The sequence below is a fragment of the Buttiauxella sp. 3AFRM03 genome, assembly GCF_003675305.1.
In the GTDB taxonomy this organism is placed as follows: domain Bacteria; phylum Pseudomonadota; class Gammaproteobacteria; order Enterobacterales; family Enterobacteriaceae; genus Buttiauxella; species Buttiauxella ferragutiae.
The window spans coordinates 697,793-710,621 of the sequence record NZ_CP033076.1; the positions used below are offsets into that span (position 1 = coordinate 697,793).

At 47.5% G+C, this 12,829-nt stretch carries 14 protein-coding genes and 1 riboswitch; of the genes, 7 read left to right on the top strand and 7 right to left on the bottom strand.

The genetic code is table 11. From position 1 onward, the window contains the following. Positions 1-13: 13 nt before the first annotated feature. A complete protein-coding gene (locus D8682_RS04490) occupies positions 14-1,609 on the top strand; it encodes an EAL domain-containing protein (RefSeq protein ID WP_064546094.1) in 1,596 nt (531 codons plus the stop codon). Here D8682_RS04490 and yoaE read toward each other — a convergent pair whose 3' ends face one another. Further along, positions 1,610-3,169, bottom strand: coding sequence for a CNNM family cation transport protein YoaE (yoaE, locus tag D8682_RS04495; RefSeq protein WP_121813628.1), 1,560 nt, complete (start codon positions 3,167-3,169; stop codon positions 1,610-1,612). Between the two features lie 480 nt (positions 3,170-3,649). Between yoaE and manX the strand changes: the two genes are divergently transcribed. The 5 genes from manX to mntP all read left to right on the top strand — a co-directional run bounded on the left by manX (position 3,650) and on the right by mntP (position 7,868). Further along, positions 3,650-4,618 (top strand): PTS mannose transporter subunit IIAB, encoded by a 969-nt coding sequence (gene manX, locus D8682_RS04500; RefSeq protein ID WP_121813629.1) that lies wholly within the window; start codon positions 3,650-3,652, stop codon positions 4,616-4,618. A gap of 75 nt (positions 4,619-4,693) precedes the next feature. After that, the gene (locus D8682_RS04505; protein ID WP_121813630.1) at positions 4,694-5,494 is read left to right on the top strand and encodes a PTS mannose/fructose/sorbose transporter subunit IIC; all 801 of its coding nucleotides are present in this window, start codon (positions 4,694-4,696) and stop codon (positions 5,492-5,494) included. A 12-nt stretch (positions 5,495-5,506) separates the two neighbouring features. Continuing rightward, complete coding sequence (locus D8682_RS04510) at positions 5,507-6,361, top strand: PTS mannose transporter subunit IID (RefSeq protein WP_064546086.1); 855 nt, start codon at positions 5,507-5,509, stop codon at positions 6,359-6,361. 66 nt (positions 6,362-6,427) lie between these two features. Continuing rightward, positions 6,428-6,886, top strand: coding sequence for a DUF986 family protein (locus D8682_RS04515; protein ID WP_121813631.1), 459 nt, complete (start codon positions 6,428-6,430; stop codon positions 6,884-6,886). 199 nt (positions 6,887-7,085) lie between these two features. Beyond that, positions 7,086-7,249: riboswitch (yybP-ykoY riboswitch) on the top strand. A gap of 46 nt (positions 7,250-7,295) precedes the next feature. Further along, entirely contained in the window at positions 7,296-7,868 is a 573-nt protein-coding gene (mntP, locus tag D8682_RS04525; RefSeq protein ID WP_064546082.1) for a manganese efflux pump MntP, read from the top strand. Positions 7,869-7,872: 4 nt separating this feature from the next. Here the strand turns inward: mntP and rlmA are convergent, their stop codons facing one another. The 6 genes from rlmA to mgrB all read right to left on the bottom strand — a co-directional run bounded on the left by rlmA (position 7,873) and on the right by mgrB (position 12,397). After that, positions 7,873-8,688: a 23S rRNA (guanine(745)-N(1))-methyltransferase gene (gene rlmA, locus D8682_RS04530; protein WP_121813632.1), complete on the bottom strand. Its 816-nt coding sequence runs from the start codon at positions 8,686-8,688 to the stop codon at positions 7,873-7,875. A gap of 63 nt (positions 8,689-8,751) precedes the next feature. Next, positions 8,752-10,497 (bottom strand): peptidoglycan glycosyltransferase FtsI, encoded by a 1,746-nt coding sequence (ftsI, locus tag D8682_RS04535; RefSeq protein ID WP_121813633.1) that lies wholly within the window; start codon positions 10,495-10,497, stop codon positions 8,752-8,754. 233 nt (positions 10,498-10,730) lie between these two features. Continuing rightward, on the bottom strand, positions 10,731-10,940 hold the full coding sequence (cspE, locus tag D8682_RS04540; protein WP_001062678.1) for a transcription antiterminator/RNA stability regulator CspE: 210 nt from the start codon (positions 10,938-10,940) through the stop codon (positions 10,731-10,733). A gap of 13 nt (positions 10,941-10,953) precedes the next feature. Next, positions 10,954-11,097 (bottom strand): DUF2627 domain-containing protein, encoded by a 144-nt coding sequence (locus tag D8682_RS04545; RefSeq protein WP_074388558.1) that lies wholly within the window; start codon positions 11,095-11,097, stop codon positions 10,954-10,956. A gap of 794 nt (positions 11,098-11,891) precedes the next feature. Next, positions 11,892-12,179 (bottom strand): YebO family protein, encoded by a 288-nt coding sequence (locus D8682_RS04550; RefSeq protein ID WP_064546076.1) that lies wholly within the window; start codon positions 12,177-12,179, stop codon positions 11,892-11,894. A gap of 74 nt (positions 12,180-12,253) precedes the next feature. Then, positions 12,254-12,397, bottom strand: a complete 144-nt coding sequence (mgrB, locus tag D8682_RS04555) for a PhoP/PhoQ regulator MgrB (protein ID WP_121815636.1) — start codon at positions 12,395-12,397, stop codon at positions 12,254-12,256. 158 nt (positions 12,398-12,555) lie between these two features. Between mgrB and D8682_RS04560 the strand changes: the two genes are divergently transcribed. After that, complete coding sequence (locus D8682_RS04560; protein ID WP_064546074.1) at positions 12,556-12,798, top strand: YobH family protein; 243 nt, start codon at positions 12,556-12,558, stop codon at positions 12,796-12,798. Positions 12,799-12,829 lie beyond the last annotated feature (31 nt).

Below are 12,829 nucleotides of genomic sequence, written 5' to 3' on the forward strand. Positions count from 1 at the left end.
AAGGTGATCACGGATGCAGACAGCTCAACGTATATTACGAGGCTACCGTCGCAGGCGTTTAATTGTCTGTATCGGCTTAGCTGTTCTGGCACTCGTGTTGACTCTGAGCGCACGCTATGTTGCTGAGCGCAAAGTGAATGAACAGCATTTGCAGGCGTTTAATCAACGTATTATCAGCACGCTAGAGAGTATTCTGCTCCCCCTTGAACAAGGCAACAAAGAGCTTATTGCTTTAGTGGGAATGTCTTGTGAGGCCGCGCAACTCAAAATGCGCGAACACGCAGCACGCCTGCAAACAGTGCGTTCAATCGGGCTGATTAAGGATGATATTCTTTATTGCTCAAGTATTTTTGGCAGCCGCCACGTCCCGATTAATTTGCTACAACCCAAATTACCTTCATCTCTTCCACTGCTGTTTCTCTCAATTGACCGTTCATTACTGAAAGGCACGCCAATTCTGTTGTCCTGGACACCGTCATCCAACAGCAGTCACGAAGGCGTCATGCAGATCATTAATATTGAATTGCTGACCGGATTAATCCTTGAGCCTGAACGCCCATGGGTATCGCGTGCTGTACTTAATGTCGCAGATTCGCACCTCGAATATGGTGCAGGACTTTTGCAGCGAATTGTTGTTGAAGATGGGCAAGTCATCCATGAAATGGCTTCCGAACACTTTGCGTTTTCCATCACCACCATTGGCCCCTCACCTGGGGCATTGGCATTAAGCAATTTGCCAACTCAACTTCCACTGGCACTGATTCTCAGTATGCTGATTGGTTATATCGCCTGGCTTGCAACCGCCAATCGCATGAGTTTTTCATGGGAAATTAATGTTGGTATGGCCTCTCATGAATTCGAGGTCTTCTGCCAGCCACTAGTGAGCGCTCGTAATCTGCAGTGTGTCGGTGTGGAACTACTATTGCGCTGGAATAATCCACGCCAGGGCTGGATCTCCCCCGATGTATTTATTCCCCTCGCTGAGCAGCAAAACCTGATTGCCCCGTTGACCCGCTATGTGCTGGATGAAACCGTTCGCCACCTTGATATTTTTCCCAAATCACGTCATTTCCACATCGGGCTAAACGTGGCGGCCAGCCATTTCCATGAAGCTGAGATTATTGCCGATTTGCGCCGTTCCTGGTTCCCTGCACACCCGCTGCAAAAATTGACTCTGGAGTTAACGGAACGAGATGCGTTGCCAGATGTTGACTATCGTGTGGTGCGTGATTTGCATCGTATGGGCGTGGGTTTGGCGATAGATGATTTCGGTACGGGGCAGAGTTCCCTGGCCTATCTGGAAACACTGAATCCGAATGTACTGAAAATTGATAAGTCGTTTACTGCGGCTATCGGGACTGATGCGGTGAACTCGACGGTGACCGATATTATTATCGCACTGGCGCAGAGGCTGGGAATCTCTCTGGTGGCCGAAGGCGTTGAAACGCCGCAGCAGGCAGAGTATCTGCGCAGCCACGGCGTGAATGTCTTGCAAGGTTATTTGTATGCGCGACCAATGCCACTGAGCGAATTCCCTCGCTGGTTAAGGGGGAGCACACGCCCCCCGCGCCATAGAGGTCATCCTATTTCGGTCGTTCCGCTGCGCTGATTACTCTTCTTCATCTTCATGTTCGGAGCGTTCTTTCACCACACGGACCAGGTCCACACGGTAATCGTTCGCTTCGACAATCTGGATGCGAAGCGGAGCAACTTCAATGACATCACCCGCTTTCGGGATTTGGCCATTCACCGAGATAACCAATCCGGCAATCGAGGCGATATCTTCGCTGTCGTTAACCAGAGTATTGATATCCAGATGCTGCTGAATCGCATGCAGGTCAGTGGAACCTTTCACCAACCAACCGTCACCGTCGCGCACAATTTCTGGTGTTTCGTCAGCATCCGGGAATTCACCCGCAATGGCTTCCAGGACATCTAATGGCGTCACCAGACCTTGAACGACCCCGAACTCGTTGTTGACGATAACGAAGCTACCGCGAGCACGACGCAGTACACCCAGCAAGTTGATAGGGTCCAGCGTTTCCGGAACGACAATCGCCGGATATTGGGCCGCAATAGCCGCAACATCGCCACCATTTTCCAGCGCCACCAGCAGCTCTTTAGCCCGCACGATCCCGATGATTTCATCAAGCTCACCGCGGCATATCGGGAACAGACTGTGTGGAGATTCCAGCAGTTGTTCACGTATTTCAGCCGTCGATTTATCGGCATCAACCCAGGAGATTTCACCACGAGGCGTCATAATGCTACGCAATGAACGTGAAGCCAGCGTCAGTACCCCGTTTATCATGTAACGTTCTTCTTCAGCGAAGGATTCCGTTTCAATCGGGGTGATGGTTTTGTTGTCTTCATTCTGTGAGCGCGCCTGGCGCTTGCCATTCATTAAGCGCAAAATCGCATCAGCTGTACGAGCACGTAGCGGTACATTTGACTGATGGCGAATAAAGTTGCGACGCGCAATCTGGTTAAAGAACTCGATGATTATCGAGAAGCCAATCGCTGCGTACAGGTAGCCCTTAGGAATATGGAAACCGAAGCCTTCTGCAACCAGACTCAGGCCGATCATCAACAAGAAGCTCAGGCACAGCACCACGACCGTTGGATGCTGGTTAACAAAATTCGTTAACGGTTTTGACGCCATCAGCATCACACCCATCGCAATCACAACCGCCGCCATCATGACAGGCAGGTGATTCACCATCCCTACGGCGGTAATGACCGCATCTAGCGAGAACACCGCGTCCAATACAACAATCTGCAGTACTACGACCCAGAAACTAGCGTAGCCTTTCCCATGCCCATCATCATGCTGGCGGTTTTCCAGCCGTTCATGCAGTTCGGTCGTGGCTTTAAACAGCAAGAATAAGCCCCCGAATAGCATGATGAGATCGCGCCCGGAGAACGTCAAATCTGCGACGCTAAACAGGGGTTGGGTCAGTGTCACCATCCATGAGATCAATGACAACAAGCCTAGTCGCATCACCAATGCCAGAGATAAACCGATAAGCCTCGCTTTATCCCGTTGTTTTGGTGGAAGTTTATCCGCAAGAATCGCAATAAAGACCAGGTTATCAATACCCAGTACGATTTCCAGAACAATAAGTGTCAGTAAACCCACCCATATTTGGGGATCCATTAAGAGTTCCATGACAAGCTCCAGCTTTGGGAATCACTGCGCGGCAACCCGCAAAATACGGACGCAGAAAGTTGAATTAAGGTATTAACGGGGCGTGTTACGCCATTATGAAAGGCTGAGGATTCAGACCTGAAAATGAAAAGACGTCGGTGACGGTCCATACGGTGGGCTACTGCCCTTTACTCCTTAGTTATTAAACGGGATGCAAACAATATCAGAGCAAATTACCCTTTTGCAAAGATTTACCTGATTTTGCAATTTTACTGTCATTGACCAAGCGCATAATTTGCTCCGCGAAACAATATGTGTGAAGCAAAGCTAAATTACGGATCTTCATCACATAAAATATTTTTTTCACTGACTAAAATAAATCCGTCTTCAGTTACACATCTTTACTCATACCGTTATCTGAATCGATTCGCTCAATGAAACGGATAATCTACAAAACACCCATTTTAAGGGTGTGGTTATGTCCAACACAGGAGGTAGCAAGTGACTATTGCTATTGTCATAGGCACGCATGGCTGGGCAGCAGAACAATTGCTGAAAACCGCTGAAATGCTATTAGGCGAACAAGAAAATGTTGGCTGGATAGATTTCGTTCCCGGTGAAAACGCCGAAACTTTGATCGAAAAATATAACGCTCAATTGGCAAACCTGAAAACCGACAAAGGTGTGCTGTTTCTCGTCGATACCTGGGGCGGTAGCCCTTTCAATGCGGCTAGCCGTATTGTCGTCGATAAAGAGCATTACGAGGTCGTCGCCGGGGTCAATATTCCGATGCTGGTCGAAACCTTGATGGCACGTGATGATAACCCTTCATTTGATGAATTAGTGGCTTTGGCAGTAGAAACAGGTCGCGAAGGGGTTAAAGCCCTGAAAGCAAAACCTGTTGAAACTGCAACACCTGTGGCGCCCGTTGCTGCACCAAAACCTGCGGCACCGCTGAAGCCAATGGGTCCAAATGACTACATGAACATTGGTCTGGCACGTATTGATGACCGTTTGATTCATGGCCAGGTGGCGACTCGCTGGACTAAAGAAACTAACGTGACGCGCATTATTGTTGTCAGCGATGAAGTTGCCGCCGATACCGTGCGCAAAACTCTGTTGACGCAAGTTGCGCCTCCAGGCGTAACAGCACACGTGGTTGATGTGGCAAAAATGATCCGCGTGTGGAATAACCCGAAATATGCAGGCGACCGTGTGATGCTGCTGTTCACTAACCCAACTGATGTTGAACGCGTCGTGGAAGGTGGGGTGAATATTAAGTCAGTCAACATCGGTGGTATGGCGTTCCGCCAGGGTAAAACTCAGGTGAACAACGCGATTTCTGTCGATGAAACGGATATTGAAGCCTTTAAGAAACTGAACGCGCGTGGCATTGAACTGGAAGCGCGTAAGGTTTCTACCGATCAAAAATTGAAAATGATGGATCTGATCGCGAAGGTGAAAAACTAATTACTGATGTAATTAGTTTGATTCTACGTTTTGCTCAGTTTTCACACATAAGTCACTCGTTTAAGGAGAAGTACAATGGAGATTACCACTCTTCAGATTGTGCTGGTGTTTGTCGTAGCCTGTATTGCCGGTATGGAGTCGGTGCTCGATGAATTTCAGTTCCACCGTCCGCTGGTCGCCTGTACCTTAATTGGTCTGGTCCTCGGTGACATGAAAACCGGTATTATTATCGGTGGTACACTTGAAATGATCGCGTTGGGTTGGATGAACATCGGTGCGGCGGTTGCTCCCGATGCGGCTCTGGCGTCAATTATCTCGACCATTCTGGTTATCGCCGGACATCAGGGCATCGGTTCTGGTATCGCTCTGGCCATCCCACTGGCAGCAGCAGGCCAGGTGCTGACCATTATCGTTCGTACTATTACCGTGGGCTTCCAGCACGCAGCAGATAAGGCCGCCGAAAATGGCAACCTATCGGCACTCTCCTGGATTCACGTTTCCTCCCTGTTCTTGCAAGCAATGCGTATCGCCATTCCTGCCGTTATCGTCGCGGTTTCCGTGGGGACTAGCGAAGTGCAGAACATGCTGAACGCCATTCCTGAGGTGGTAACCAGCGGTCTGAACATCGCCGGCGGCATGATTGTGGTAGTGGGTTATGCGATGGTCATCAACATGATGCGCGCAGGCTACCTGATGCCATTCTTCTATCTGGGCTTCGTTACTGCGGCTTTCACCAACTTCAACCTGGTTGCATTGGGTGTGATTGGTGCTGTGATGGCAATTCTGTACATCCAGCTGAGCCCGAAATACAACCGTACTGCCGGTGCTACAGCGCCTGCTGCCGGTGCTAACGACCTCGATAACGAATTAGATTAATAGGTGAGCGAAATGGTTGATACCACTAAAACAGTAACTACCGAGAAGAAACTCACTCCGGGCGATATTCGTGGCGTGTTCCTGCGTTCTAACCTCTTCCAGGGGTCATGGAACTTCGAACGTATGCAGGCGCTGGGCTTCTGTTTCTCAATGATTCCGGCGATTAAACGCCTGTATCCTGAGAACAACGATGCGCGTAAACAAGCGATTAAGCGTCACCTGGAATTCTTCAACACCCATCCCTATGTAGCCGCTCCGGTTCTGGGCGTTACCCTTGCGATGGAAGAACAACGTGCGAACGGTGCAGAAATTGATGATGGTGCCATTAACGGTATCAAAGTTGGTTTGATGGGGCCGCTGGCGGGCGTGGGCGACCCAATCTTCTGGGGTACTGTACGCCCAGTATTTGCAGCGCTAGGTGCCGGCATTGCCATGAGCGGCAGCCTGCTCGGCCCATTGCTGTTCTTCATCCTGTTCAACGCAGTCCGTTTGCTAACCCGTTACTACGGTGTGGCTTACGGCTACCGTAAAGGGATCGATATCGTTAAGGATATGGGCGGCGGCTTCCTGCAGAAATTGACTGAGGGGGCGTCAATCCTCGGCCTGTTTGTCATGGGGGCACTGGTAAACAAGTGGACGCACGTTAACATACCGCTGGTTGTGTCGAAAATTACCGACCAGACCGGCGCAGTTAAAGTGACCACGGTTCAAACCATTCTTGATCAGTTGATGCCAGGCCTTGTGCCATTGCTGCTAACGTTTGCTTGTATGTGGCTGCTGCGTAAGAAAGTCAACGCGCTGTGGATCATCATGGGCTTCTTCGTTATCGGTATTGCCGGTTATTCTATCGGCTTGCTGGGTCTGTAATTACCATGTTATGCAAACCGGGGCCCCTGCCCCGGTTTTTTTATTGTTTAGAATGAAGGTAGTGTTATGACGTTGACGGATGTGGTTTTACTCGTTTTCATTGTGCTGTTGCTCGCGTGGTCAATCTATGATGAGTTCATCATGGATAAGCTCAAGGGCAAAAACCTACTCAAAATCACCCTGCTGCGCCGTAATCGTATCGACAGCACCATCTTTGTTGGTCTGGTTGCCATCCTCATCTATAACAACGTCACCACTCACGGCACACCACTGACAACCTGGTTATTATCTGCACTCGCGTTACTCGCTATTTATATTTCGTGGATCCGTCAGCCTAAATTATTGTTTAAAACTGAAGGTTTTTTCTTCGCAAACGTGTGGATTTTATATTCACGAATTAAAGAAATGAATTTATCTGAAGACGGAGTGTTGGTGATTCAACTAGAGCAACGCCGTTTACTGATTCGGGTTAAAAATATCGATGACCTGGAAAAAATTTATAAACTAATGGTTGATAATCAATAAGTTATAAATATAGCAAAGTCTATATTTTGATATTTTTTGTACAGTTATTTAAATATAGCCGATGCTATTTCGCACAATTAGTGTGCTATTATTTTAACGTTTAAGTTACCTATTAAGTTAAATGAAAATCGTTATCATTTAAGCGTCTGGAATAATAGTTTTCAAATATTGTTTTATCTTTGAATAATATGTTAAGGTTGCGCCCGTCGTTGGGGAGTAGCCGATTTTCGCCATTGCGAAAATGTACATGTCAACATACTCGTTACTTGTTTTAGCAGGTTTTTTAAACAAGAAAATAACGTGGCATGTACGACTCAAACACTGAGTAGGCGAGACCATAGGCACGTAGCCATCGTTTTAGTTGGGGATGGTCGACGTGTATATGGATATTCCCAACTGAGGCGTTTGTATGAATCTCTCCGCTACAATTATTCTTGCTTTTGGCATGTCGATGGATGCGTTTGCTGCATCAATCGGGAAAGGTGCCACCCTCCATAAACCTAAGTTTTCCGAAGCCATACGTACCGGCCTGATTTTTGGCGTTATTGAAACGCTCACACCACTGATTGGCTGGTGTCTGGGGATGTTAGCCAGTAAAGTTGTGCTGGAATGGAACCATTGGGTTGCTTTTATCCTGCTCGTTTTCCTCGGTATCCGAATGATCTATGAAGGGATTCGCGGCAACGATGATGAAGAGACACCTAAGCTACAACGTCATGGATTTTGGTTATTGGTCACGACAGCTATAGCAACCAGCCTTGATGCAATGGCGGTGGGCGTCGGTCTGGCGTTTCTGCAAGTGAACATTATTGAAACTGCGCTGGCGATTGGTTGCGCGACCATGATCATGTCTACGATGGGTATGATGCTGGGCCGTTTTATTGGCCCGCTACTGGGTAAACGCGCCGAAATTCTCGGCGGCGTGGTGTTAATTGGGATTGGTTGCCAGATCCTTTACGGCCATTTCAGCGCGCTAAGTTAAATATTCAAGCTACCTGGGCTTCGCGTCGCCAGACGCGAACCACAAAGTCAGTCTCACATTCAAATGCCGTTTCAGCCGTTAAGGCTTGCCACACTTCCGGGCGAGCGCGCCAGGCAAACGGCGTCATTTGTAGCAATGCTACCGCTTCATCACCCTTTAATGTCATCGGCCAGCTAATTTGCTGAGTCTGTTCTGCAATAAAACCAGGCAAAGATTCAGACTCAGAGCTGTGCAACACAATATTGTCGTAAATTAGTCCTTTCAACTGCATTAAATGACGGGGACCAGGGGTCGCCGTAATGACGATACCGCCAGGTTTTACCACCCGCGCCAGTTCTTCCGCTTTGCAGGGCGCGAAAATACGCACAACAGCATCAAGGCTATTATCGTCAAACGGTAAACGGTGACTTGAAGCAACGCAGAATTGCACCTGCGGGTAACGTTTAGCCGCGTAGCGAATCGCCACTTTCGCGACATCTAACCCCCAGGTCGTGCCATTTTGTTTTGCGACTACCTGTGCAAAACCGGCAGTGTAGTACCCTTCCCCACAACCAATGTCGAGTAAAGTCACGGGTGACGCTTGTTCAAGTTGTTGGCAAATGGCATCACGCAAAGGCTGGTAATGCCCGGCATCGAGAAACTTTCTGCGTGCCTGCATCATCTCGCTGCTGTCGCCAGGATCCTTAGAACGCTTATGCTGTACTGGCAGCAAATTGACGTATCCTTCTTTTGCCTTATCGAATTGGTGGCCTTGTGGGCAAAGATAACTCTTGCCAACAGCGGTAAGCGGCGCATGACAAAGCGGACAAAGATAGGACATGGGAACTCCAGGCAATCATAAAGGGCGCAAGTGTAACGCTAAACGCCCTGTTTCGAAAAGCAACTAACCGGCGGAGTTATCTGCGACAGGCTTATTTAACACCATTAAATTTGGGTCACCGTCCGGAAGACCATCAGGCTCAATATTTTCCAGTCGTAACACATCGCTCATAATTTGACTAAATACCGGGGCTGAAACTGCTCCGCCATAATAAGCCCCATTTTCTGGATCGTTAATCACCACAACCAGCGCAAAGCGTGGATTACTGGCTGGCGCAACACCGGCCGTGTAAGCAATGTATTTATTGATGTACTTACCGTCATCACCAATCTTCTTCGCCGTGCCCGTTTTTACCGCGACACGATATCCGTGCACCGCCGCTTTTACTCCACCACCGCCAGGCAACGCCACGCTTTCCATCATATGTTCAACCTGATGAGCAATGACTTCAGACATCACGCGTTTCCCAACGACCGGTGGGTCAACACGGGTAATCGACAGCGGTCTGGAAATACCGTAACTACCAATGGTTGCGTAAACATGGGCCAGTTGCAGCGGCGTGACCATCAAACCATAGCCAAAAGAGAAGGTTGCACGATCCAGTTCTCCCCAGAACTTACGATGTGGTAAATAACCGCGGCTTTCTCCTGTCAGGCCCAGCCCCGTCGGCGAACCAAAGCCAAACTCTTTGTAGGTATCCAAAAGTTTTTGGATAGGCATTGCCAGCGAAAGACGTGATACCCCGGTATCGCTCGATTTTTGCAGGATCCCGGTCAACGTTAGCTGAGGGTAATAACCCACATCCCGAATCCGATGCCCGTCAATGGTATAGGGATGGGTATCCACCACACTGTCGGGTTGCACAATACCTTGTTGCAGCGCGGTCATCACTACCATGGGTTTGACCGTTGAGCCGGGTTCAAAGGTGTCACTTATTGCCCGATTGCGGAAATCGTTCAACGTGGCACCCTCACGGTTATTCGGGTTAAAAGTCGGGCAACTTGCCATAGCCAGAACTTCACCGGTATTAACATCAAGGATAACTGCGGCGGCTGATTCGGCTTTATTCCACGAAACCGCGTTGCTTAACGCATCTTCAGTCACCGTTTGCAGACGCTCATCAATGCTTAACATTAGGTTATGCGCGGGGCTTGCCGGATTTTCAGTGATATTTTCAATGACGTGACCGTGTCGGTCTTTGCGAACTAATCGCTCCCCGCCCCTCCCCATCAATTGTCGATTGAAACTCTTTTCTATGCCCTCAATACCCTGATCATCAACATTGGTAAAACCGAGCAAATTTGCTGCGACATGCCCTGCCGGGTAAAAGCGGCGTGACTCATCGCGCAACGAAATCCCCGGTAGTTTCAAACTCTCAATATATTGGGCTTTTTGTGGATCGAGTTGACGGGCAAGGTAGATAAATCGGTCGGAAGGGTTACGACGAATACGGGCGGCGATCTCATTGAGCGGCATATTGAGCGTTGTCGCAAGTGCCTGCCAACGGCTATTCACTTGCACACCACCTTTTTCCATCACCGTTTTGGGGTCGGCCCAGATAGCTTTTACCGGTACGCTGACTGCCAATGGTCGGCCCGTACGGTCTTCAATCATGCCACGTGGAACCGTAATCGTCTCTTCGCGTAGCGAACGCATGTCCTCTTGCTTGACAAGATTCTCTGGCGAGATGATTTGCAACCAGGCTACACGTCCTAATAAAAATACCAGACACATAAGAATAGCACTGCAAAGCAGAGCAAAACGCCACTGAATAAAGTTACCCACGACTCCAGGGGCAATTTTTCTCACTTTCAATCCTTCACAACAACTAAGCAATTGAAAATTTAAACATAATGATGAAATTAACCGGACAGGAACAGTGCTACAAGATGCACTGCTTTGCTACAAAACATAACTAATCACGGCTTGTAGAAACATATGGACAAGTAGTGCATAAGATTCAGACATGAAAAAGCCCCGCTACATGAGCGGGGCTTTCATCAAAATTTGGCGTTATTCGCGCCAGGTCTAATTCAACGGAATTAGATAGCAGTGACGTTAACTGCTGCTGGGCCTTTCTGGCCGTCCTGGATTTCGAACTCAACGTTCTGGCCTTCAGCCAGAGTTTTGAAGCCGTTACCCTGGATTGCAGAGAAGTGTACGAACACGTCTTTGCTGCCGTCAGCAGGAGTAATGAAACCAAAACCTTTAGACTCGTTGAACCACTTAACTTGACCTTTGATCTTTGCCATTTTGCAAAATTCCTTAGATTGTTTTCTTTGCCCGAAGGCATAACTTAGCTAAAACAGAGACATTACTGCATGAGGCACTAATATAAGGCTCGGCAGAGAAGCGGTATTCAACGTCAACGTGTTTACTCAGAACTTCTTTACTGAAAATGCCACACATAAACAGAACTGTACCTCGTTTAACCCAAAGTGTTATCACATACAACGCAATCAATGGCAAGCCATTTTTCGGCGTGAATCGATCTGTCGCACAAATTCTGAAACCAATATTGTTCATAAAAATGAAATGCACAAAATGTGCATAAAATTAACGGCGAACAAACGTGATTCCAGGCGTTCAGGCGATGACCGCAGACAACGTTTTTACCATAGCCCAAAGCTAACTTTTCGTCCAGACGAAGGACGAAAAAGTCGACACCACAGACATTATCCTTATGATTTTTTTAGCATAGCTATTCAAAAAATGAGCAGTACAGAACGTCTCAAGACAGATTGAAATAGGAGATGGAAATAACGCGATTACCAGAATGAATAAAGTATGAACAGTAAGCTCTTTATATTGCACCAAAATAATGAAAGTTTAATGACACTCTGCTACACAATGAGGCAATAAAAACGTTTCACTATATTAGCCATATAATAAAATTATCTTAGGTTATCCAAAATAACACTTTAACTTTCTGGATAATATTTAAACTATTATTTTAAGCAAGAGTAAAGTTTGACCTATATGTCGTGGCATGAACAGCGATTCACCGCCATAGTCTTGCCAGATGGTTGGTGTATTCCCTGCTCTTTCCATGCTTTCGTCAAAGCGTAACATCAGCCGATTTTCGTAACTGTGGTGACACATTACGAAAACCGTCGATTTAAAGATGAGATTTTAGAGGATCAAACCAGGGATTCATCCAACGCATGAGTCACGACAAAGCGACGTAAACGCTTATGTAAGGATTAGCGTTCTGCCACCAGACGAATAAAATCGTCATCCTCTGCAACTTCTTCCTTAATCTCTTGCGGTTCTTCCTTCACAACTTCCGGCTCATTGGCTTCACACAGACGGCGTAGCAGAGCATTTTGTCGTTTCTGCTGTTCCAACAACTCTTCAAGCAGCTCGATCTGTTCATTACTACGGCTACTCGCTCGGTTAACAAAAAACCACATTACGAGGCCGATAACCAGCACCACCAGGGAAACTGTCAGGGACACGATATTCAACGCGCCAACACTTAATTCGTTCATCTTACCACCTCAGTAAAACGCGCTATTCTACACCTGCTGCGCCCGAAGGTAAGTATCGTGTGGATAAAAAGAGTCTACCAGGGAATAAATTTGTTAATTGTACAAATCCCGCTGAAAAATTGTACATCCTGATCGCACATCACGTTGACCATCTGCGTCCAGAGTAGTAAGCAGACGAAAAAAACCGCAACTAAGATGAACCATCTGTACTTTTTCACTACATTCTCCACATTAAAAGCTTTAGAGAGTAAGTCTGGCATACGCAACCTAAACCAGGCATCACTCAACTCAGATTTTATTTAAGAATCATCACATTGATACTTTAGTGCTACGCGCTACGCTTAACACTCTAATAAAGTAATAATAAGAGGTAGATATGCGTGTCGTGATCCGCACTATTCTGGTGATAGTGCTGCTGTGGATCGGTTTACTCCTCTCTGGCTACGGAGTATTGATTGGGAGCCATCAAAATGCAGCGGGTATGGGACTGCAATGCAAATACCTCACTGCACGAAATATCACCACTGCACAATTCATTCATAGTGAAAGTGGTATTATCGGACTGAGTGATTGCCCTGTATTGCGTAAAAGTGACAAGGTTATTGATAACGGACAGTAGATAATCGAAGAGTAAAAAAACGCCGCTATTT